The organism is Streptomyces sp. NPDC047049, from assembly GCF_040643995.1.
Lineage (GTDB): Bacteria > Actinomycetota > Actinomycetes > Streptomycetales > Streptomycetaceae > Streptomyces > Streptomyces mooreae.
Window position 1 is genome coordinate 31,915 of record NZ_JBEYVM010000003.1, and the last position, 21,111, is coordinate 53,025.

Consider the following 21,111-nt stretch of genomic DNA (forward strand, 5'->3'; position numbering starts at 1 on the left):
CAGTGCCCCAGGAGAACTCTGCCCGGAATCAGGACCCGAGCGGCGGCCGGGACGCCCAGGACGGCCCTGGGAACCCTGCCGCCCCCGACGCCCGTGCCGACGGCCCCGCCGCCCCTGACGGCCACGCCTACGACTACGACGTGCTCGTCGTCGGCTCGGGCTTCGGCGGCTCGGTCTCCGCGCTCCGGCTGACCGAGAAGGGCTATCGCGTCGGCGTCCTGGAAGCCGGCCGCCGCTTCACCCGGCAGACGCTGCCGAAGAACTCCTGGGACCTGCGCAACTACCTGTGGGCCCCGGCCCTCGGCTGCTACGGCATCCAGCGGGTACATCTGCTCGGCAACGTGATGGTGCTCGCCGGCGCCGGGGTCGGCGGCGGCTCGCTGAACTACGCCAACACCCTCTACGTCCCGCCGAAGCCGTTCTTCGAGGACCAGCAGTGGGGCCACATCACCGACTGGCACGCGGAGTTGGCGCCGTACTACGACCAGGCCAAGCGCATGCTCGGGGTGCGCCTCAACCCGACGATGACGCCCTCCGACGTCCACCTCAAGGAGACCGCCGAGAAGATGGGCGTCGGCGACACCTTCCACTTCGCTCCGGTGGGCGTCTTCTTCGGCGACGGACGGGACGCCGTTCGCGGCGAGGGCGAGAACGGGGCATCGAAAACCGCGCCGGGCACGGAGGTGCCCGACCCGTACTTCGGCGGAAAGGGCCCGTCGCGTAAGGCCTGTACGGAGTGCGGGGAGTGCATGACCGGGTGCCGGCACGGTGCCAAGAACACCCTCAACGAGAACTACCTCCACCTCGCCGAGCAGGCGGGCGCCGTCATCCATCCCATGACCTCGGTCGTCACCGTCACCGAGGACTCCCGCGGCGGCTATGCCGTCGCCACCCTGCCCACCGACAACAAGCGCACGGGCCGGGGCCGCACCTTCACCGCCCGCCGGGTCGTCCTCGCGGCCGGTACGTACGGCACCCAGACCCTGCTGCACAAGATGAAGGACAGCGGACTGCTCCCCGGCCTCTCCGCCCGGCTCGGCGAGCTGACCCGTACCAACTCCGAGGCGCTGGTGGGCGCCCAGACCGACAACCGCCGCTACCGCAAGCGGCACGGCGCGGCGAAGGCCGACTTCACCAAGGGCGTGGCGATCACGTCGTCGATCCACCCCGACGAGAACACCCACATCGAACCGGTGCGCTACGGCAAGGGCTCCAACGCGATGGGCGGCATGACGATCCTCCAGGTCCCCTACCGGCCCGCCGGTCGCGTCGCGGGCTGGTTGGGCAACGTGGCCCGCCATCCCTGGCTGGCGCTCCGCTCGCTCTCCAACCGACGCTGGTCGGAGCGGACCATCATCGGCCTGGTCATGCAGTCCCTCGACAACTCCCTGACGACGTACCGGAAGCCGAAGGGGCTGGGCAAGGGCCTGCTCACCGCACGCCAGGGGCACGGGGCCCCGAACCCGAACCAGATCCCCGAGGCCACCCGGGCGGCGACGCTGCTGTCCGAGGAGATCAACGGCTTCGCGGGCTCCAACATCGGCGAGCTGATGGGCACCCCGCTCACCGCGCACTTCCTGGGCGGCTGCCCGATCGGCGAGGACGCGGACCACGGCGTCATCGACCCGTACCACCGCCTCTACGGCCACCCGGGGATCTCGGTCGTCGACGGCTCCGCGGTCTCCGCCAACCTCGGCGTCAACCCGTCCCTGACGATCACCGCGCAGGCCGAGCGCGCGATGTCGCTGTGGCCCAACAAGGGCGAGCCGGACCCGCGCCCCGCCCCGGGCCGGGCCTACCGGCGGCTGGCCCCGGTCGAACCGGTCCGCCCCGCCGTCCCCGAGAAGGCGTTCGGCGCACTGAACCTGCCCTTCCTGGCCGTCCCGCCGGTCCCGCCGAGGAAGTCGCTCTCCTAGCACGTCAGTTGCGCCCGTACGACGGAGGGCCGCACCCCGGACCGGGTGCGGCCCTCCTGCACTGCGCCTGCCGTTACGCGGCGGCGCCGTCCGTCTTACGGCGGCGGACGACGAAGATCGCGCCCGCGCCCACGACCACGGCGACCCCGCCCACGAGGCCGAGGGCCGGCAGCGCGGAGGAGGCACCGGTCTCGGCCAGGTTGCCGGTCACCGGCAGCTTGTCCATACCGTCCTTCGGCTTACCGGTGTTGACCGGCTTCCCGCCGCCCTGCGTACCGGGCTTGTTGCCGGGCTTACCGGGCTTGGCCGGCGGGATCTCGCCCGGGTTGCTGCCGGCCGACAGGATGGTGAAGTCGTACCACTGCTCCTCGGACCAGCCGCAGGAGCCGTCCTGGTTCTGGTAGTCGCCCGCCACCAGCGCGAAGCCGTCACCGGCCGTGGCGCCCTTGTCGGCACGGATCCGCATCTTCAGCTCGGCGGTCTGGTGCGCGTCGAGCTGGAACCAGCCGAAGTACTCCCCGTCGGTCCACTCGTCGAACGAGGTCCACTTGCCGGTGTCCGGGTTCTGGTACTGCAGGTCGAGCTGCGACTTGGGGTGGTCGATGTCGCCGGTCGGCACGGCGTAGATGACCGGGTAGACCTCGTCCAGCGTCCGGTCCGTGGTGTTGGCCAGCTGCACGCTGAAGCCCTTCCAGCCGCCGCCCGCGACGAGCTTGGAGGGCAGGTTGGCGACGGTCACCTTGATGGCGGCGTCATCGACCCTGCACTCGTCCTCGTCACCGGGCTCGCCCGGCTCGGTGGGCTTGGCCGAGGTGGAGGGCTTGGGCGAGGCACCCGGCTTGGAGTCGCCGCCGGGGGTGGCCGGGGTGGTCGGCTGGGTGCCGTCACCGGCTCCGGTCTCCTCGCCGGGCTTGGTGCCGTCGCCCGGGGCGGTGTCACCCGGCGTGGTGCCGTCCGTCGTGGTGCCGTCCGTCGTGGTGCCGTCCGTCGTGTTCTCGTCACCGGCGTCCGGGGTCTCGGGCTGCGTGGTGGGCGCGTCGGTCTGCTCCGAGGCAGGGGTGCCCGGCGTGGGCTCGGCGCTCGCGGCGGCCTCGGTCTCGGGGCCGGTCGCGTACGCGGCAGGGGCCGCCAGCAGGGCGGCGGGGGCTATGAAAGCCGTCGCGGCGGCAGCCGTCAGGGCACGGCGAAGCTTCATCGAGAAGACCTCTCGGGGTCCAAAGTGCCGATTTCCGGCACAAGTGGGTTGCGGGCCGTCGCGGTGGGGCGCGGGATGGCCGTGCGATTGCAGGTACATGACCGGCCATGGCCGAAAATGGTTGTCCACTCAACTGGAAACGCTGCCGTGATGCCGATCACACCCGTCACAGCAGCCTCACAGGCTTCTCAAAGGCAGCGCACAGCAGTCGCTGGCCGGCGGGCGTGCGCCGTCCGCACCCCGGGCACAGCGAAGGGCCCCGGATACCGTCCGCGAGGGGGGTGCGGACGGCCACGGGGCCCTTTGCTTTCGGTGCCGGCGTCAGGGCAGCGCCGGCACCGAGGGGCGGCGCTGGGGGGGGGGGGGGAGCGCCGCTGGCTTATGGGGTGGTGCGCGATGGTGCGAATGCTGCGGTGACCGGACCAATGGCAGTGCAAAAGTCCGTACCGGATACGGCAGGTCGTTCGTCAAGCATCGTCCTGGATGCGCCTCACCTGGCGCAACCTTTTCGACCGGATGCGGTCGGTCCCGGGCGTCCCCAGGACCGACCACCCCATCGGATGTGACCGGGCTGCTGTCCCCTGCTGACCGGTCACGGCTCCGGAGCGAGGTCCCACGACGCGGGCCGCGGCTGGCGACCGGCGTCTCATCGCTCCGGCTTTCCGCCCGTGAGGCGGCGTCTACGCGTAGTCCTGCAGGCCGCGCCTGGCTGGCGTGGCACCGGGAACAACGAAGCCTCGCGGCGGCCGGTCACGCGCCGTACGGGTGAGTCGGCAACCGAACGCAGATCCGGCAGCTGCGCCGGGGCGCGTGGGCTTCATCACGCGCCCTGGTGGGCCCCGAAACCGACCGCATGCCGTCCAGAATCAGCCACTGCCGCCTCTGGTCCCGATGCCGGAACCCCGGAATACCGGCCGGATCCGGCCATCCCCCCCGGCAGGCGGCCGGTCACCCCGGGCAGTGGGCCCCCGGGGCAGTCGGCCGGCTACCCCGGCAGCCGACCGGGCCCCCGCCTCCCGCCCGCCTCAGATCTGGCCCCGGGACAGCTCCAGCAGGGTCATCGCGAGCGCGGTGCCCGGCTTGCCGAGCTGGTCGCGGTAGTGGGCAAGGATCTCCATCTCGCGGGAGAGGTTCACCCGGCGTCCGCCGGAGGTGAGGCGTTCGCGCTGGATGACGGCCGAGACGGCCATCCGTTCCTGGACGAGGCCGATGATCCGGCCGTCTAGATCATCGATCCGCTGCCGTGCGTCCTGGATGATCCCGGCCGCCTCCGCCGTGTGGGCGCCGGTGTCGGTGCCGGGGGCCGGGGCGGGGGAGGTGGTGGTGTGCGGGCTCATGTCCGTCTCTCCTGGGGTGAGTGGCCCCGGAGCCGATGATCGGTCCTGACGGACGCAGAACGCCCCGGACCATTTCGGCCCGGGGCGCCTGGGAAGTTGCTTGTCAGTGGATCAAGCAGCACGACCATGGCAGCCGGACGGGCCGGTGCCATAGGTAAAGACGAAGGTCAGCTGCTTGGACATGGGGCCAAGTATGAGCCCGTTAGAATCGAAAGTCCAACCCCTGCTCCACACCGCCGGAAGGCCGCCGAAGTGCCATCAGCGCCCCCTGCCGCTGCCCCGGACGTCGTCCTCGTAGTCGACTTCGGCGCGCAGTATGCCCAGCTCATCGCCCGACGGGTCCGTGAGGCCCGGGTCTACAGCGAGATCGTGCCGTCCACCATGCCGGTGGCGGAGATGCTTGCGAAGAACCCGAAGGCGATCATCCTCTCCGGCGGTCCCTCGTCGGTCTACGCCGAAGGCGCCCCCAGTCTGGACCGCTCGCTGTTCGAGGCCGGTGTTCCGGTCTTCGGCATGTGCTACGGCTTCCAGCTCATGGCGATCGCCCTCGGCGGCACCGTCGACAACACCGGCGCCCGCGAGTACGGCCGTACCCCGCTGAGCGTTTCCCGCCCCGGATCCACCCTCTTCGAGGGCACCCCCACCGAGCAGTCGGTGTGGATGTCCCACGGCGACGCCTGCTCGGCCGCGCCCGAGGGCTTCACGGTCACCGCGTCCACGGACGTGGTGCCGGTCGCCGCCTTCGAGAACGACGAGAAGAAGCTCTACGGCGTCCAGTACCACCCCGAGGTCATGCACTCCACGCACGGCCAGCAGGTCCTGGAGCACTTCCTCTACCGGGGCGCCGGCCTGGAGCCGAACTGGACCACCACCAGCGTGGTCGACGAGCAGGTCGCCGCGATCCGCGCCCAGGTCGGCACCAAGCGCGCGATCTGCGGGCTGTCCGGCGGCGTGGACTCCTCGGTGGCCGCCGCCATCGTGCAGAAGGCCATCGGTGACCAGCTGACCTGCGTCTACGTCGACCACGGCCTCCAGCGCAAGGGCGAGTCCGAGCAGGTCGAGAAGGACTTCGTGGCCGCCACCGGCGTCCAGCTGAAGGTCGTCGACGCCGAGGAGCGCTTCCTGACCGCGCTGGCCGGGGTCAGCGACCCCGAGCAGAAGCGGAAGATCATCGGGCGCGAGTTCATCCGCGTCTTCGAGCAGGCCCAGGCCGAGCTGGTCGCCGAGGCCGGCGCCGAGGGCGAGGAAGTCGCCTTCCTGGTCCAGGGCACGCTCTACCCGGACATCGTCGAGTCCGGCGGCGGCACGGGCACCGCCAACATCAAGTCGCACCACAACGTCGGCGGGCTCCCCGACGACATCGAGTTCCAGCTCGTCGAGCCGCTGCGCCAGCTGTTCAAGGACGAGGTCCGGATGGTCGGCTCGGAGCTCGGCCTGCCGGACGAGATCGTCCACCGCCAGCCGTTCCCCGGCCCCGGCCTGGGCATCCGCATCGTCGGCGAGGTCACCAAGGAGCGCCTGGACCTGCTGCGCGAGGCCGACGCCATCGCCCGCGAGGAGCTGACCGCGGCAGGTCTGGACCGCGAGATCTGGCAGTGCCCGGTGGTCCTGCTCGCCGACGTCCGCTCGGTCGGCGTCCAGGGCGACGGCCGGACGTACGGCCACCCGATCGTGCTGCGCCCGGTGTCCTCCGAGGACGCGATGACCGCGGACTGGACCCGGATGCCGTACGACGTGCTGGCGCGGATCTCGACCCGCATCACCAACGAGGTCGCCGAGGTCAACCGGGTCGTCCTCGACGTCACCAGCAAGCCCCCGGGCACCATCGAGTGGGAGTGATCCCGCCGACCGCCTGACGATGCCGCCGCTCGGACCGACCGAGCGGCGGCATCGTCGTGTCGGCGGCCGGCGGAATTCTGCGGGCCGGGGCATTCCCACCGGCCCGGACCCTGGTTACCTGCGGTAGTGGAAGGTAGCTTCCGCATCGAGCATCAAGTGCCGTACGTGTCAGGAGGAGAGCCGCGATGCCCGAGCCGACCCCGATACCCACCGAGCAGCTGCGGTTCGCGATGCCGCCGACGCACCAGACCGTCGAGGACGAACGGCGCCACCGCCAGGAACGCCTGGTCGTGGCGCTGCGCCTGTTCGGGCACTACGGCTTCGAGGAGGGCGTCGCGGGCCACATCACCGTGCGCGACCCGGAGTTCCCCCACTGCTTCTGGGTCAATCCCTTCGGCATGTCCTTCCGGCACCTCACGGTCAGTGATCTGCTGCTGGTGAACGAGGAGGGCAAGGTCGTCCAGGGCCGCCACCACGTCAACCAGGCGGCGTTCGCCATCCACGCCCAGGTCCACCGGGCCAGGCCCGACGTCGTCGCGGCCGCCCACAGCCACTCCACGTACGGCCGGGCACTGTCCGCGCTGGGGGAGCTGCTGGACCCGATCACCCAGGACGTCTGTGCGTTCTACGAGGACCATGCGCTCTTCGACGACTACACGGGCGTGGTGGTGGACGAGGCGGAAGGCCGGCGGATCGCGGCCGCCCTCGGGCCGCACAAGGCGGTGATCCTGCGCAACCACGGCCTGCTGACGGTCGGCGACTCGGTGGACGCGGCGGCGTGGTGGTTCGTCACGATGGAACGCTCCTGCCAGGTCCAGCTGACCGCCAAGGCCGCCGGCAAACCGGTCCTGATCGACCACCACGACGCCGTCCGCACCCGCGAACAGCTGGGGAACGACCTGGTGGCCTGGATCAACTACCAGCCGCTGTACCAGCAGATCGTGCGCAGCGAGCCGGAGCTTTTCGGCTAGGGGAGACACCCCCTAGGGGAGACACCCCTAGGACGGGTTCGGTGGCGGTCCCCTGCGGGGCTCTTCCCGATCGCCCTCCGGCCGGGCCCTGCGGGACGGCCGGCCGTCCCGCAGGGCCCGGCGCCGTCTCATGGGTGCGGGAACAGATCGAAGAACGGAGCGGCGGCGGCGAGTCCCCGGCTGAAGGGGGCGTCGAAGTCCCAGACGAGGAACAGCAGGAAGGCGATCAACGCACTGAAGAGTCCGGCCATCAGCAACTCCCGTCCCGAGCGCCGGATCTGCAGGGTGAACATGACGCCGATCGAAATGGCGCCGCCGATGATCAGCCCGAACCACACCACGCCCGGCAGCGTCGAACCGGCCGCGTCCCCACGGGCCGCGCGGGCGCCGTCGGCCACCGCGACCTGGTCGACGAGGGGCTGGTAGGACTGCCCCTCGAAGTCGTTGCGCGGGTGGTAGTCGGTGACGTCCGCCCGGACCTTCGTCAGCAGTGCGGTGCCGCGGTCGGTCAGTTCGCCCTTCTCGGACATGACCGGCCATTCCTTGTGCACGACGTACGACACATAGGCGCCGACGTCCGAGCGGATGCGGTCCCGGACCGGCGCGGGGTAGGCCCGGGCCCGCGCGCTGACCTCGTGCAGCGCCTGCGCCTCGGTCCGTACGGTGTCCTCGGCCGCGCTCCTGGCCTCCCAGACCCCGGCGATGGCCAGGCCCAGCACGATCGCGTAGACCACCCCCACCATCATCGTCAGATACTCGATCACATCGGGTGTTTCGGTCGGGTCGTCGTCCTCACTGATCCGGCGTTCCTTGAGGACGGTGATGGTCAGGACGACACCACAGGCGGCGACCATGGCGAGGGTCAGCACCAGCCATTGCGACATGGAGACCTCCTATGAGGAACGGCGCCCGGCGGAACCGGACGAGGAGCTCGAACGGGGACGGAGGGCGGCTGCGGCCAGTACGGCCGGGGCGGTGATCAGCAGGGTGGTGGTCACCACGGAGCGCCCGGCGTGCGGTTTGTGGAACACCGGCGCATAGCTGCGGGGCAGGACGGGCCGAGGTGACGCCGGCCGGCTGACCACCGGCGTGGGCTTGGGCGTGGGCGTGGGCTTGGGTTCCGGCTCGGGTGGCGGGGCCGCTGGGCGGGCGCGGGGAGTGGGGGGCGGAGGTGGTGGAGGCGGCGGGGGCGGTGGTGTCGGCCGGGGTCTGGGCGCGGGCGGCGGTGGGGGCGTGGGCTTCGGGCTCGGTGGACGGGGTGCCGGCTTGTGGGAGGCCGGTGGCGGGGGCTTGGTGGCGGTGCAGGGGAAGTGCCAGTGGTGGGGCATGGGGAAGCCGGTCGGTACGTCCACGGGGGGTGCGGTACCGGCATAGGCGCAGTTGTCTCCGGGGAGCCGGCGGTGTTGATGGCGGTTGTGGGCCATTGCCGTAGGCGCGTTGGCGAGTAGCGCGGCGGCGCCGGTCAGGAGCAGGAAGGCGGCGGTCAGGAGTACGGCTCCCAGGCGCCGGAGACCGCCGCCGAGTTCGACGCGTTCGCTGGGTTCTCTGCGTTCTCTGCGTTCTCTGCGTTCTCTGCGTTCTCTGCGTTCTCTGCGTTCTCTGCGTTTGCCGGATCCGTGAGGTGCGTGGGGGCCGTTCGGTTCCGTCGGGTTGCCCCGGGCAGGCGGTCTGTCTCTGTCCAGGTCAACGCCGCGAAGTGACCCATGAGGTTGGTGTATTTGGCACACGGCGAGAGCTTGCACAGCGCGTGGACCGCTCAGCCGTCGCCGAGCCCCGGTTCGCCCGAATAGGGGACGCGCCGGGGGCGCGTGGTCGGCCGCCGGTCAGGTGTGCGGAAAGTCCATGAAAGGCGGTGAAGCGCGGTGCAGGTGGGTGAAGAGGGGCGAAGGAGGGGCCAAGCCTGCGGACGCCGGTAGGGATCTCGCCGGGGCGCGTGCGACGGCACGGGGGCCGCCTCCTCTCGTACGTCAACGCGCCGATGCGCCTGCCACCCGCCACCAACTGCACGTTTGATATCCGCCCTGGCCACCTGGGGCACAATTCGCCTTCGGAGACAACAAGTTGGCGGCGAGCGGCGGCGGGCGGTACGGACGTGTCGGTTGAGGCGGCGGGCAGGATGGCCGGATCGGGCGAGCCGGGGGACGGCGCGGAGCGTGCCACCGGTGGCGAGTGCCAGTGCGGGCGGTGCCCGCACGGCGCCCGTACGGGGCACCGGCAGGCGGTCGCCGCGTTCATCGCGCTGCGCGAGGACTTCGCCGCCGGGCACGGGGTGCCGGCCGGGCTCGCCCGCTCCGCCGGCGCCGCCCGGCAGTGGGTCTCCGACGAACTGACGCTGTCCGCACGGGAGGTGGCCAAGCGCGGCGCCGCCGAAGGAGCCACCTGGCTGGCGTCCGTACGGTGGCGCACCCTGCTCATCGTCTGGGGCGCGGTGGTCGCACTGCTGCTCGGGCAGGCACTGACCGCCATCGGCGGGGGCTGGACGATGTCCCGTACGTCGGGCCTGCTCGCGGCCGTCGTCCTCGCGCTGATGCTGACGGCGGCGGCCTGGTGGCACCGTGCGCACGGCGGGGCGCTGGCGCCGCTGATCGGCGAGGACGGGCGGCTGTCCACCTCGCGGACGGTGGCGGCGGGCTGGGCGGTCGCGGTGCTGTACGCCGTGCTGACCACAGCCGTGCAGCTGGCGACGGCCGCCGGGCCGGGGGAGCGGCACGCGCTGCTCCAGGGCCTGGAACTCGCCCGGTCCGGCGCCCTGTTGACGACGCTCGCCATCGGGTGCGGGGTGGCCGTGCTGGCGTACGGGCTGGTGGCCGCGCGGGTGCGGTCGGGGCGGTTGCAGAAGGTACCCGCCCAGCGGCCGCGGGCCGCCGACCTGCTGGCGGACGACGCGGGCCGGGGCAGCCTCCTGGATGTGCAGTACGTCCTGGTGAACGCGGCCGTGCTGGTGTGCGCCCTGGTGCGGTGGGCCGGGCAGCCGGGGCAGCTGCCGCAGCTTCCCTGGGGGCTGGTGGTGCTCCTCGCGCTTTCCGGTGCGACCTATCTGTGGGGGAAGGCGGTGGCGGGCGGGCGCCCGGTGATCCTCTCCGTCGTCCGCTCCCGTGAGCTGGGTGATCTTGCCGCACCGGTCCGTACCGGCGACGACATCGAGATCCGCGGCGCCGGCTTCGTCCCGCCGGGCGCCGGGACGCCCGACCGGCTCGCCCGGACCGTCGTGCGGATCGGCGATGTCCACGTCCCGGTTCCCCTGGTGCCGGTGGCCGGCGGCTTCGCCAATCCGACGGACGGGGTGCTGACCGTCCCGGTGCCGGTCGACGTCGAGCCGGGCCGGGTGACGGTCCGGGTGATCACGGCGGCGGGTGTGGAGTCGAACGGCTACCCCGTCGACGTGCTGGACTGAGGAGGCCCATGGCGCGGCGAGGGGGCCGAGGCGCGGCGGGGCGGGGCCAGGACGCCGGGGCGCCGGGGCGCCGGAGGGTGGCGGGTCCGGGGGAAGGCAGATGGCCCCCCGGGGGGGCGGTCGGGGTGGTGCGGCGCCGTTCGGGCCGCCGTTGCGTGATGATTTCGTGTGCCGCAACCGCCCGAAGCGCGTCGGTCCGTTGAACCTCTCGCGTACGTGCGTACGTATCTCCCCACGAGGCGTGGGCGGGGGCACAATCGTCTGCGCCCGGAGGCAACGGAGAGGCGGACGTCATGGTTCACGCGAATCGCACGATCGGTGCCGAATTGGGGGGAGTGGCCGTTGAGGGCTCCGGCGCCGCCGGGCTGCGGGGACGGCTGGCGCGCCATGCGCTGCTGCCGTTGCGGCTGTTTCTGGGGGCGACCTTCCTCTACGCGGGCATCGACAAACTGCTGGATCATGCGTTCCTGGCGGCCAGTGGTGCGGGGTCGATCGGCGAAACGCTGCGCCAGGTCCATGACGCGGCGGCGCTGCCGCAGCTCGTGGACCTCGCACAGCAGAATCCGGTGGGCTTCGGCTATGCCATCGCGGCGGGCGAACTCGCGGTGGGACTCGGGACCCTCGTGGGCCTGCTGGGGCGGCTGGCGGCGCTGGGCGGTGCGCTGATCTCGCTGTCCCTGTGGCTCACCGTGAGCTGGGCGACCACTCCGTACTACTACGGCAACGACCTCGCCTATCTGATGGCCTGGGTCCCGTTCGTACTGGCCGGCACACCGAGGTTCTCCCTGGACGCGGCCTGGGCGCACCGCCGCAAGCGGCACGGGACGCAGTTGTTCGGCTAGCGGGGCGGTCAGGTGCGGCGTCACGGTGGTCAGGTGCGGCGTCACGGTGGTCAGGTGTGCGGCAGGGGTGGCGGGTCGGTCGGCGGGGTGTCGCGGCTGGCGGTGGCCCGGACGGCGGCGGTGATGCCGGAGAGGACCAGGCCGGCGGGCAGGGCGAGGAAGAGCCAGAGGCCGGGGGCCTGCCAGAGGCCGAGGGCGTCGAGTCCGTAGCCCGAGCCGATGGCGAGGGCGGTGAGGCCCGCGATCAGCCGAGCCGGTTCGAAGCGATGGCGTTTCACTCGGGGGCTCCCTCGGGGGTGGGGGCGGTCGACGGTGCGGGGGCGGACGGAGAGGGCGCTGCCCGTGAGGGTGCTGATGGTGAGGAGGCCGAGGGAGTGGGTGCCGACGCGGCAGCGGCCCGCGTCGCGTGCTCGATGGTGACCTGGCCCGCGCCGAGTTCGAGGTCGAGATCCAGCGTGCCGCGGGGTTTCTCGCCCTTCTTGAGGCCGTCGGCGGGCAGTGTGAGGGTCCGCTGCTCGCCTCCCGCCGAGAGGTCCACGTGGTGCGGCGATGCACCGGGCAACTGGATGCTGCCGAGGCCGAGGGAGACATGGAGGCGGGTGGTGACACCGTGCGGCAGCGTCACCTGGAGGCCGCCGAAGCCCACCTGCGCGCTGGTGCGGACCGTACGGCCGTCCTTGAGGGGCAGGGCACCGAGGTCCAGCTTCCCTTCCCCCGTGCCGACCTCGTAGTGCGGCCGGACGGCGCCGAGGGTGACAGGGGCCCAGGTGCGCCTCTGCCAGTCGGTGGTGAGGTTGTCGGGCAGCGCGGTCGCGGCCGCCAGCAGCACGGCCGTGCACACCACCATGAAGACCGTGCCGCCGCCCGTCCGCCCGCACCAGGCGCTGAGGACGAGTCCCAGGCCGAAGACGACCAACGCAGCTGCCAGCCCTGCCTGGAGGGCGGGTGCGAAGCCGTCCTGGCGGGAGACGGCGAGGGCCGTCGCGCCTCCGGCGAGCAGCGCGAGCAGGAACGTCCAGCCGCCGATCGGCCGCCCGCTGGGGCGAGTTCGGCGCGGGGCGGGGGCGGGCGGTGCGCCGTACGGTGACGGGCCGGGCGGACCGTCGGCGTCGGGCCGGGGGCGGGGTCGGTCAGCAGCCGCAGCGCCCGCGCCGTGCTGGGGGCGGTAGGTGATGTCCAGCGGGAGCGGGGTGTTGTCGGGCCCCCACAGATAGCCCGCACCGCCCGCCTCCCCGGCGCGCTGGTTGCGCCACCAGGACGGACCGGTCGGCACCGGGGGCGCCGTGGTCTCGGGCGGGGCGTCGGCGACGGCCTGGGCGGTGGCGGCGTCCACCGACTCCGGGTCCTTGGCCGCCATCTCCCGGCGCCGCCGGGACCAATAGGCGGAACCTGCCGCCGCCAGCGTCAGCATGATGGCGAACGACATCATGCTGCCCTTGGCGAGTGTCGTCAGGAAGAGTCCGCAGCCCACCAGCGCGAAGAGCAGGGCCGTCAGCGCGGAGCCCTCGACCCGGCCGGAGAGCAGCCTGCGGCCCTCGTTCTCGTCCTCCCCGTCGAGGGGGATGAGCAGCCAGGCGAAGCCGTAGGCGATGAGGCCGAGACCACCGACGGCGAGCACGGCGAGCACGATCCGGAAGATGACCGGGTCGAGATCCCACTGGCGGCCCAGCCCGCCGCACACCCCGCCGATCACCTTGTGCCGCCGGCTGCGGCGCAGCGGGGCCTGCGGCGGGGTGGGGCCGACGGGGCCGGAGGGCGCCGACGCGTCGACGGGGGCTGCATCGTTCATGGACCCATGGTCGCAAGCGCGGCGCGCTCCGGGCATCAGTGGAAACCCTGGCAGATCCCTGAGATCCCCTGACGGCCTCCCCGGTATGCCCCCGGGGGGTCCCGAAACCCCTCGTGCGCTCGCATATGACCCTCCGCTTCGGCATCGGACCGGAACACGCGTGCGGACGGGCGGTGGGCGAAGCTCTTTCCGCCTGCATGGGCGACTATCGTTGCCCCCTGGATACGTACGGGTTTCCGGAGGGGCGTGCGGTGACGGAGGCGGCGTCGGTGGACGAGGGGCGACTGGTCGCCGGGCGGTATCGCCTGGTTGAGCGGATAGGCCAGGGCGGTATGGGAACCGTCTGGCGGGCCCGCGATGAGGTCCTTGGGCGTCAGGTCGCGGTCAAGCGTCTGCACGTGGCGCCGTATCTCGAAGCGGACGAACTGGCGATGCGCTATGAGCGCACCACCCGCGAGGCGCAGGCCGCCGCGCGCATCAACCACCCCAATGTGGTGGGGGTGCACGACGTCGTGGACGACGCCGGAATGCCCTGCATCGTCATGGAGTACGTCCCCTCGACGACCCTCGGCGATGTCATCAAGGAAGCCGCGCGGCAGGACAGTTCGGTCACGCCGCGCGAGGCCGCCCGTATCGGACGCGGCATGGTGGCGGCACTGCGGGCCGCACACTCCGCCGGTGTGCTGCACCGTGACGTCAAGCCGGGCAACGTGCTGCTCGGTGAGGACGGCCGGGTCGTGCTCACCGACTTCGGTATCGCGGTCGCCAGTGGTACGTCCACGCTCACCAAGACGGGCGAGCTGGTGGGCTCCATCGACTACTTGGCGCCCGAGCGGGTCAGAAGCGGCAGTCCGGGGCCCGCCTCCGACCTGTGGGCGCTGGGCGCGACGCTCTATCAAGCGGTCGAGGGACGGCCCCCGTTCCGCAAGGACACCGCGGTCGAGACGGCGTACGCGATCGCCATGGATCCGCTCGAGGCGCCGCGCAGCGCCGGGTCGCTGAGCCCGCTGATCGAGGCGCTGCTCGCCAAGGAGCCGTCCGACCGCCCGACGGCCGAGGTCGTGGAGCAGGCGCTGCGGGCCGTCGAGGCCGAGGCGGAGACGGCGCTGCACGGCTGGCCGACGCTGGCGCTGGGCACGGTCGGACGCGGTACGGCACAACCGGCCGCGTCCGGCGAGGAGTCGGAGGCACCGACGCGTCAGGTGCCGCACACGGGCGCGACGGGAGACACGGCGGGCCGCACCGGAACCGGGACGGGCACTGCTACCGGGGTGGGCGCCGGCTCCGCGACCGGCGTCGGCACGGCCACGGGCCTGCGCTCCGACACGGGCTCGGGCTCGCGTACGGACACGGGCTCGGACACCGGCACGGGCTCGGGTACCGGCGCCGGCGCCGGCACGTCGGGTACGGACCTCGGCGCAGGCCCGGTGACCGGCCCCATGGCGTTCCCGGACGGGATCGGCGGCGGACGGGCCGACGGCAACCGTACGGAAGCACTGTCCGGTGGCAAGGCCTCCCGCAAGCGGCGTGCCGCCCGGGTCGTGGTCTGGAGCGTCGTCGGGGTGCTGCTCGCCGGGGGCGGTGCGGGCACGGCCTGGTACCTGATGCACGGGGACGACTCCGGTGTGGCCCAAAGCGCCCCCGACAAGGGCACATCGGCTGTTCCCAAGGCCCCGGACAACAGCATCGGACCGCCGCCGGCCCTTCCTGACGGCTACCGGCAGCAAAAGGAGCCCGCGCTCGGCGTGACCTTCCCGTTGCCCCATGGGTGGACGCGCGACCCCCAGGACGGTGGCCGGCAGATCGTCTACTCCTCGAAGGCCGAGCGCGCCCAGCTGACCGTGAGCGTGCTGGACTTCTCCTCGCCCGATCAGGTGGAGCACTTCAAGGCCGTCGAGGCCTTCTTCAAGAAAAAGTACCCCGTCTACACCCAGCTGCGGATGCAGCCCACCACCTTCCAGGGCGATCCCGCCGCGATCTGGGAGTGCACCTTCGGAGGCCGGGCCCGCACCTTCCGGGGGATCGACCTCGGGTTCGGTCGCGAGGGCGGCAAGGAATACGCGATCTACGTCTCCGCGCCGGAGGCCGACTGGACCAAGTTCGAGAAGGTCTTCTCGGTGGTGAAGGACGGCTTCCGCCGGACCGATCCGAAGGCCTGAGGCGAAGAGCTGAACCGGCGGGCTGGGCAAGGGACGGGAGCGGCGCGGGGGAAAAACCTCAGGGACGGGTTCAGGGACGGGTTCAGGGGCGGGTTCAGGGACGGGTTCAGGGTCGTCCCTGATGTCCCGGGCCCCGGCGTCGTGTGACGATCGGGGCATGACCACCGCTCCGCCCCGCGCCGCGACGAGCTACGCCCCGGCACCGGACCCCGACGAACCGCCCGTGCGCAAGCTGTACCGCAGCGCCGACGGCCGGCTGCTCGGTGGTGTCGCGCGCGGTCTGGCGGGGCATCTCGGGCTGCCGGTCTCCTGGGTGCGGATCGTGTTCGTGGCCCTGTTCCTGGCCGACGGCATGGGCGCCGTGCTCTATGCCGCGTTCTGGTTCTTCGTCCCGCTGGGCGTCGGCGGCGTGGACCGCCGGCACCCCGCGGCGACGGCCGGCGGGAAACGGGCGCTGCGGCGGCACAAGCCCGACAAGGGCCAGGTCTTCGCGCTGATCGCGCTGCTCATCGGCAGCGCCGTGGTCGCTTCCAGATTCCAGCTGGGCCAGGCCAAGGGCTATGTCTGGCCGGTGCTGCTGATCGGCGCCGGTGTCGCCCTGGTGTGGCGCCAGGCGGACAACTCCCGCCGGGCGCAATGGCTCGAGCTCGGCCGCCGCAAGGGCGTGCTGCCGGTAGTGCGCGGCGCGGCCGGGGTGCTGCTGGTCGGCGTCGGGGTGACCGGCATCGTCGTGCTGCAGGGCTCGGTGCGCCATCTCGGCTCGGTGCTGCAGGCCTCGCTCGCCGTCGTCGTCGGCATCGCGCTGCTGGCGGGGCCGTATCTCGTGCGGATCACCCAGGACCTCTCCGAGGAGCGGCTGATGCGCATCCGCGCCCAGGAACGCGCCGAAGTGGCCGCCCATGTCCATGACTCCGTCCTGCACACCCTCACCTTGATCCAGCGCAACGCCGAGGACCCCCGCGAGGTGGCGCGGCTGGCCCGCGCCCAGGAGCGGGAGTTGCGTGCGTGGCTCTACAAACCCGAGGGCCGCGGCAAGGAGGAGGACGAGGAACCGGCCACCCTGGCGGAGGCGGTCCGCGCCTCCGCCGCCGAGGTGGAGGACGACCACGGCGTCCCCATCGAAGTCGTGATCGTCGGCGACTGTCCGCTGGACGACATGCTCGGCGCCCAGATACAGGCCGCACGCGAGGCGATGGTCAACGCCGCCAAGTACGGTGGCGAGGGCGGTGCGGTGCAGGTGTTCGCCGAGGTCGAGGGCCGTACGGTCTTCGTCTCGGTGCGCGACCGCGGACCCGGATTCGACCTGGACGCGGTCCCCGGGGACCGGATGGGCGTACGGGAGTCCATCATCGGCCGTATGGAGCGCAACGGCGGTACGGCCCGGCTGCGTTCCGCCCCCGAGGGCGGCACGGTCGTCGAGCTGGAGATGGAGCGCCCGGCGACGGAGGGCGGCACATGACCGGCCGGGCGCGCGGCAGCCGGTGCGGCACATGACCGGGCCGGGCGGGCGGCAGCCGGTGCGGCACCTGACCGGGCCGGGCGAACGGCGGCCGGTGGCGGCACCGCGGGACGGAGCACGGGATGATGGCGGCGCAGACATCGAGGGACGGGCGGAAGAGATGAGCAGCGAGGACGCACAGCAGGGCGAGGCCGGCGGCGGGGCGGCCGAGGGCCGGACCGTACGGGTCGTGCTGGTCGACGACCACCGGATGTTCCGTACGGGCGTCCAGGCCGAGATCGGCGAAACCGGGCGCACCGGCGTCGAGGTGGTCGGCGAGGCGGCCGACGTCGACCAGGCGGTCACGGTCATCACGGCCACCCGCCCCGAGGTCGTCCTGCTGGACGTCCATCTCCCCGGGGGCGGCGGTGTCGAGGTGCTGCGCCGTAGCGCCGCGATGATGGCCGATGCCGAGCGCCCGGTCCGCTTCCTCGCGCTCTCCGTCTCCGACGCGGCCGAGGACGTCATCGGTGTCATCCGCGGCGGCGCCCGCGGCTATGTCACCAAGACCATCACCGGCACGGACCTGGTCAGCGCGGTCTTCCGGGTCTCCGACGGCGACGCGGTGTTCTCCCCGCGGCTGGCCGGCTTCGTCCTGGACGCCTTCGCCTCCACGGACGCCCCGCCGGTCGACGAGGACCTGGACCGCCTCACCCAGCGCGAGCGCGAGGTGCTGCGGCTGATCGCCCGCGGCTATGCGTACAAGGAGATCGCCAAGCAGCTCTTCATCTCCGTGAAGACCGTGGAATCCCATGTCTCGGCGGTGCTGCGCAAGCTCCAGCTCTCCAACCGCCATGAGCTGACCCGCTGGGCGGCGGCCCGGCGGCTGATCTGACCTGCACCGCCGCCGCGCGCCCGGTAACGGGCCACCGGCCGGCGGCGTCGTAAAGAACGGCCAAAGACGGGCAACCAGGACCACGCGGATCACCATCTAAGGGCGCGGAGAGGCTCACTGCCGAAGGCGGGGCCGGAACCATCCCCACGTCCTTCGCGTAGTTGTCCTGGAAACGAGATCCCGATGAGCCTGACGGGCACGCCCTTCTTCCTCACCTCGATCCTGCTGTTGATCGTCGCCTTCGTGCTGCCGTTCGCCCTGTGGGGCCGAATAGCCGGTCCGCCCCTGCTGCGCAGCCTCGCCCGGCTGCTGATGCTGCTGTTCGCCCAGGTCACGGCCATCACCGTGGTCTTCGTCATGGTCAACAACGCCAACAATCTCTATGACACCTGGGGCGATCTGCTCGGTACCGGCAGCCATATCGAGGAGGCCCGGAACCTCGGCCCCGACGGCATGGGCGGCCGGCAGATCAAGAACGAGCCCAAGCAGCTCCAGCGGTTCCGCCCCGCCGACGACCCCAAGGTGGGTCCGGGCGTGCAGATGACCGACCTCAAGGGCCGGATCTCCGGCGTGCAGGGCGAGGTGTACGTATGGCTGCCGCCGCAGTACAACGACCCGGCCTACCGGAACCGGAAGTTCCCCGTGGTCGAGCTGCTGCCCGGCTACCCGGGCTCGGCGAAGACCTGGCTGGGCTCCCTGCGGGTCGCCGACCAGGTCCGGCCGTTGATGCAGAGCGGCCAGGTCAAGCCGTTCATCCTGGTGTCCCCGCGGACCGACGTCTTCCCCGGCGCGGACACCGGCTGCGTCAACATCCCCGGGAAGGTCAACGCCGACAGCTGGCTGACCGTCGATGTCCGCAAGATGATCGTGGACAACTTCCGGGCCGGCGACACCGCGGACTCCTGGGCCCTGGCCGGCTACTCGGCGGGCGCGCACTGCGCCGCCAAGCTCGCCCTCTCCCACCCGGACCGCTACCGCGCCGCGGTCGCCATGTCCGGCTACAACGACCCGGCGCTCGAACGTGACTCGCTGGCCGGCAAGGACCCCAAGCTGCGCATCGAGTCCAACCCGCTGCACATCCTGAAGTCCGCCAACGCCGCGGGGAGGCCGCCGCGTACGGCCCTGTATGTGTCGGGCGCGGCGGGCGACGGCTACCAAGCGGGCCTCGGTCTGCGGCAGTTCGCGAGGTTCCCGACGACGGTGAACGTCCAGCAGATCTCGTCGGGTGCCGGCGGCCACACCATGAAGGTGTGGGAGCACCAGGTGCCGCAGATCTTCCGCTGGCTGGGGACGCAGCTCAGGGGGTGAGCGCGCGGCGCGCCCGGCCGAGGGAGCCGCGCGGCAGGCGGAACCGTGAAGACCGGCCGTCCGCCGGCACACCGGCCCTCCGCCGGCAGACCGGCGCTATGCCCGCAGACCGGCGCTATGCCGCAGACCGGCCCTATGCCGGCCGGGTCGCCGCCGCGAACGGCATCTGGTCGATCGGCGCGATCCGCACCGGCGCCCCCGGATGCGGGGCGTGGATCATCTTGCCGTCCCCGATGTAGAGCCCCACATGGCTGATGCCGGAGTAGAAGAACACCAGGTCACCGGGGGCGAGTTGGGACCTGTCGATACGCGGTCCGGAGCTGATCTGGGTGTAGGTCGTACGGGGCAGCGACACCCCGCCCGACTTCCAGGCGGCCTGGGTCAGCCCCGAGCAGTCGAAGCCGGAGGGGCCCGTCGCACCCCAGACGTACGGCTTGCCGAGGGCGGCGTAGGCGTAGGCGACGGCCCGTGCGGCCCGGGGGTCGGGGGCCTGCGCCGCAGCCTGCGCCGCGGCCGCGGCGGCTCCCGGACCGGCGGGAAGCTTTCCGGGAAGACCGTCCCCGCGCCCCGTCCCGCGCCCCGCCCGGCCCTGCCCGGCGCCGCCGTGCGCGCCGCCGTGGCCCGCCATCCGCTGCCGTTGCTCGGCCGTGAGGTGGTTCAGCAACTGCTCGGCGGCGCCCAGCTTGTGGACGACCGTGACCCGGTGCTTCTTCAGCGCCGACTCGGTGTCCGCCAGCCGTTGCGCGGTGTCCTCGGCCCGCCGCTGGATCTGCCGTACGCTGCCGAGCCGGCGCGCGTAACCGGCCACCGCGGTGGCCTGGTGGCTGCCCGCCCGCTCCAGCACCGCGGCGCCGTCCAGGTAGCGCTGCGGGTCAGCGGACAGCAGCAGCCGTACGGTCGGGTCGACGCCGCCGGAGCGGTACTGGCTGGCGGCCACGGTGCCCAGCTCGCCGCGGGCGGCGTTCAGTTCCGCCGTCCTGCGGGCGGCCTCGTCCTGCAGCCTGCTCAGCTCCTCGCGTGCGGCACCGGCGGCTTCCTTCGCGCCGTTGTAGCTCTGCGTGGCCACCTCTGCCTCCTGGTACAGCGCGTTGACCCGGTCCTTGACCCGGTCGGGGGTGAGCCGGTGCGCGGCCTGGCCGGCGCCGTCGGCCACGGCGGCGACGGGGGCACCCTCCGCCGCCGGAGCGAAGCCCGTGGCGGTGGCGGCGCCGGCCAGTGCCAGGGTGGCGGCCGTGCGGGCGGTGCGTGCGCTGCGTGCGCCGCCGGTGAGCGCGGCGAGCGGATGCTGCCGCGGCTTGCGGTGCGAGGCCACGGTGGCCCTCACTTCCTTCCCTTGGAGCCCGTGGGCCCGGCGGCGGTCCGCAACGAGGGAACGGACCGCCGCCGCACCTCACGGCGGGGCGGCCGACAGGACGCCGGTGGGAGGCCGGCGAGGGCGGGGAGTCGACCGCCTGGAGGAGGACGCTAAGCCGGGGTGTTGCGGTGATGAGTCCGCTTGCCCGGGATTGTTCGCTTTCGACCGGTGCCGGTGCGCAGGTGACCGTGGCGCCACGGCCGCACGGCCGGGAGCGGGCCCGGCCTGACCGAAGCGGCGATTGTGGGCGCCCTGCCTGAAGAGCCGTGCTATGCGGCGGCTACGATCCAGCACTATGGACGTAGTAATCAATCTCTTCGTCGGCCTGCACATCATCGGCATCGCCTCCCTGCTGGGCGGCTTCCTGACCCAGATGAAGGCGATGGGTGCGGGCACCGCCCGCTTCGTGCCGGCGATGCTGCACGGCGCGCTGACGATGCTGGTCACCGGCATCGTGCTGGTCGGCCTCAACCAGGCCGAGGGCCACAGCCTCAACACCCTCAAGCTCGGCATCAAGATGGCCGTTCTGGTGGTCATCCTGGGGCTGGTCTACGTCAAGCGGGACGACGAGAAGATCGCCCCGCCGCTCTTCGGCGCGGTCGGCGCGCTGACGGTGGCCAACATCTTCATCGCCGTGCTCTGGACCTGAGCGGACCGGCGGGCGCCCCGGGAGC

At 72.2% G+C, this 21,111-nt stretch carries 17 protein-coding genes; 11 read left to right on the top strand and 6 right to left on the bottom strand.

Annotated features, from left to right (window positions below; translation table 11 throughout):
• Positions 1 to 140: 140 nt before the first annotated feature.
• Entirely contained in the window at positions 141 to 1,916 is a 1,776-nt protein-coding gene (locus tag ABZ851_RS08080; protein ID WP_361124900.1) for a GMC family oxidoreductase, read from the top strand.
• A 73-nt stretch (positions 1,917 to 1,989) separates the two neighbouring features.
• Here ABZ851_RS08080 and ABZ851_RS08085 read toward each other — a convergent pair whose 3' ends face one another.
• Together ABZ851_RS08085 and ABZ851_RS08090 are read right to left on the bottom strand one after the other, a co-directional pair.
• Positions 1,990 to 3,111 (bottom strand): LAETG motif-containing sortase-dependent surface protein, encoded by a 1,122-nt coding sequence (locus tag ABZ851_RS08085; RefSeq protein WP_361123884.1) that lies wholly within the window; start codon positions 3,109 to 3,111, stop codon positions 1,990 to 1,992.
• A gap of 1,025 nt (positions 3,112 to 4,136) precedes the next feature.
• A complete protein-coding gene (locus ABZ851_RS08090; RefSeq protein ID WP_361123887.1) occupies positions 4,137 to 4,448 on the bottom strand; it encodes a chorismate mutase in 312 nt (103 codons plus the stop codon).
• Positions 4,449 to 4,700: 252 nt separating this feature from the next.
• Here ABZ851_RS08090 and guaA point away from each other — a divergent pair, with 252 nt between their 5' ends.
• A complete protein-coding gene (gene guaA, locus ABZ851_RS08095; protein ID WP_361123890.1) occupies positions 4,701 to 6,287 on the top strand; it encodes a glutamine-hydrolyzing GMP synthase in 1,587 nt (528 codons plus the stop codon).
• Positions 6,288 to 6,472: 185 nt separating this feature from the next.
• Positions 6,473 to 7,258 carry a class II aldolase/adducin family protein gene (locus ABZ851_RS08100; protein WP_361123893.1) on the top strand — a complete coding sequence of 262 codons (786 nt, stop codon included), beginning with the start codon at positions 6,473 to 6,475 and terminating at the stop codon, positions 7,256 to 7,258.
• A gap of 128 nt (positions 7,259 to 7,386) precedes the next feature.
• On the opposite strand, the gene ABZ851_RS08105 is transcribed toward ABZ851_RS08100, so the two are convergent.
• Entirely contained in the window at positions 7,387 to 8,142 is a 756-nt protein-coding gene (locus ABZ851_RS08105) for a hypothetical protein (RefSeq protein ID WP_361123896.1), read from the bottom strand.
• Here ABZ851_RS08105 and ABZ851_RS08110 point away from each other — a divergent pair.
• The 3 genes from ABZ851_RS08110 (at position 8,141) to ABZ851_RS08120 (ending at position 11,494) form a co-directional block, all read left to right on the top strand.
• On the top strand, positions 8,141 to 8,299 hold the full coding sequence (locus ABZ851_RS08110) for a hypothetical protein (protein WP_361123899.1): 159 nt from the start codon (positions 8,141 to 8,143) through the stop codon (positions 8,297 to 8,299). The genes ABZ851_RS08105 and ABZ851_RS08110 overlap by 2 nt on opposite strands.
• A 1,075-nt stretch (positions 8,300 to 9,374) precedes the next feature.
• Complete coding sequence (locus ABZ851_RS08115) at positions 9,375 to 10,652, top strand: hypothetical protein (protein WP_361123902.1); 1,278 nt, start codon at positions 9,375 to 9,377, stop codon at positions 10,650 to 10,652.
• Between the two features lie 293 nt (positions 10,653 to 10,945).
• On the top strand, positions 10,946 to 11,494 hold the full coding sequence (locus ABZ851_RS08120) for a TQO small subunit DoxD (RefSeq protein WP_361123905.1): 549 nt from the start codon (positions 10,946 to 10,948) through the stop codon (positions 11,492 to 11,494).
• Between the two features lie 50 nt (positions 11,495 to 11,544).
• Here ABZ851_RS08120 and ABZ851_RS08125 read toward each other — a convergent pair whose 3' ends face one another.
• Both ABZ851_RS08125 and ABZ851_RS08130 read right to left on the bottom strand, forming a co-directional pair.
• Positions 11,545 to 11,772 carry a hypothetical protein gene (locus tag ABZ851_RS08125; RefSeq protein ID WP_361123908.1) on the bottom strand — a complete coding sequence of 76 codons (228 nt, stop codon included), beginning with the start codon at positions 11,770 to 11,772 and terminating at the stop codon, positions 11,545 to 11,547.
• Positions 11,769 to 13,283, bottom strand: a complete 1,515-nt coding sequence (locus ABZ851_RS08130; RefSeq protein ID WP_361123911.1) for a PspC domain-containing protein — start codon at positions 13,281 to 13,283, stop codon at positions 11,769 to 11,771. The genes ABZ851_RS08125 and ABZ851_RS08130 overlap by 4 nt, the downstream gene beginning before the upstream one ends.
• A 251-nt stretch (positions 13,284 to 13,534) precedes the next feature.
• On the opposite strand from ABZ851_RS08130, the gene ABZ851_RS08135 reads away from it, so the two are divergent.
• The 4 genes from ABZ851_RS08135 (at position 13,535) to ABZ851_RS08150 (ending at position 19,083) form a co-directional block, all read left to right on the top strand.
• Positions 13,535 to 15,442 (top strand): protein kinase, encoded by a 1,908-nt coding sequence (locus ABZ851_RS08135; protein WP_361123914.1) that lies wholly within the window; start codon positions 13,535 to 13,537, stop codon positions 15,440 to 15,442.
• 157 nt (positions 15,443 to 15,599) lie between these two features.
• A complete protein-coding gene (locus tag ABZ851_RS08140) occupies positions 15,600 to 16,901 on the top strand; it encodes a PspC domain-containing protein (protein WP_336051310.1) in 1,302 nt (433 codons plus the stop codon).
• Positions 16,902 to 17,061: 160 nt separating this feature from the next.
• Complete coding sequence (locus ABZ851_RS08145; RefSeq protein ID WP_361123918.1) at positions 17,062 to 17,775, top strand: response regulator transcription factor; 714 nt, start codon at positions 17,062 to 17,064, stop codon at positions 17,773 to 17,775.
• A gap of 183 nt (positions 17,776 to 17,958) precedes the next feature.
• Positions 17,959 to 19,083 carry an alpha/beta hydrolase-fold protein gene (locus tag ABZ851_RS08150; RefSeq protein WP_088799494.1) on the top strand — a complete coding sequence of 375 codons (1,125 nt, stop codon included), beginning with the start codon at positions 17,959 to 17,961 and terminating at the stop codon, positions 19,081 to 19,083.
• 133 nt (positions 19,084 to 19,216) lie between these two features.
• Here the strand turns inward: ABZ851_RS08150 and ABZ851_RS08155 are convergent, their stop codons facing one another.
• On the bottom strand, positions 19,217 to 20,407 hold the full coding sequence (locus ABZ851_RS08155; protein WP_361123922.1) for an NlpC/P60 family protein: 1,191 nt from the start codon (positions 20,405 to 20,407) through the stop codon (positions 19,217 to 19,219).
• Between the two features lie 325 nt (positions 20,408 to 20,732).
• On the opposite strand from ABZ851_RS08155, the gene ABZ851_RS08160 reads away from it, so the two are divergent.
• The gene (locus ABZ851_RS08160; protein WP_361123925.1) at positions 20,733 to 21,086 is read left to right on the top strand and encodes a hypothetical protein; all 354 of its coding nucleotides are present in this window, start codon (positions 20,733 to 20,735) and stop codon (positions 21,084 to 21,086) included.
• Positions 21,087 to 21,111 lie beyond the last annotated feature (25 nt).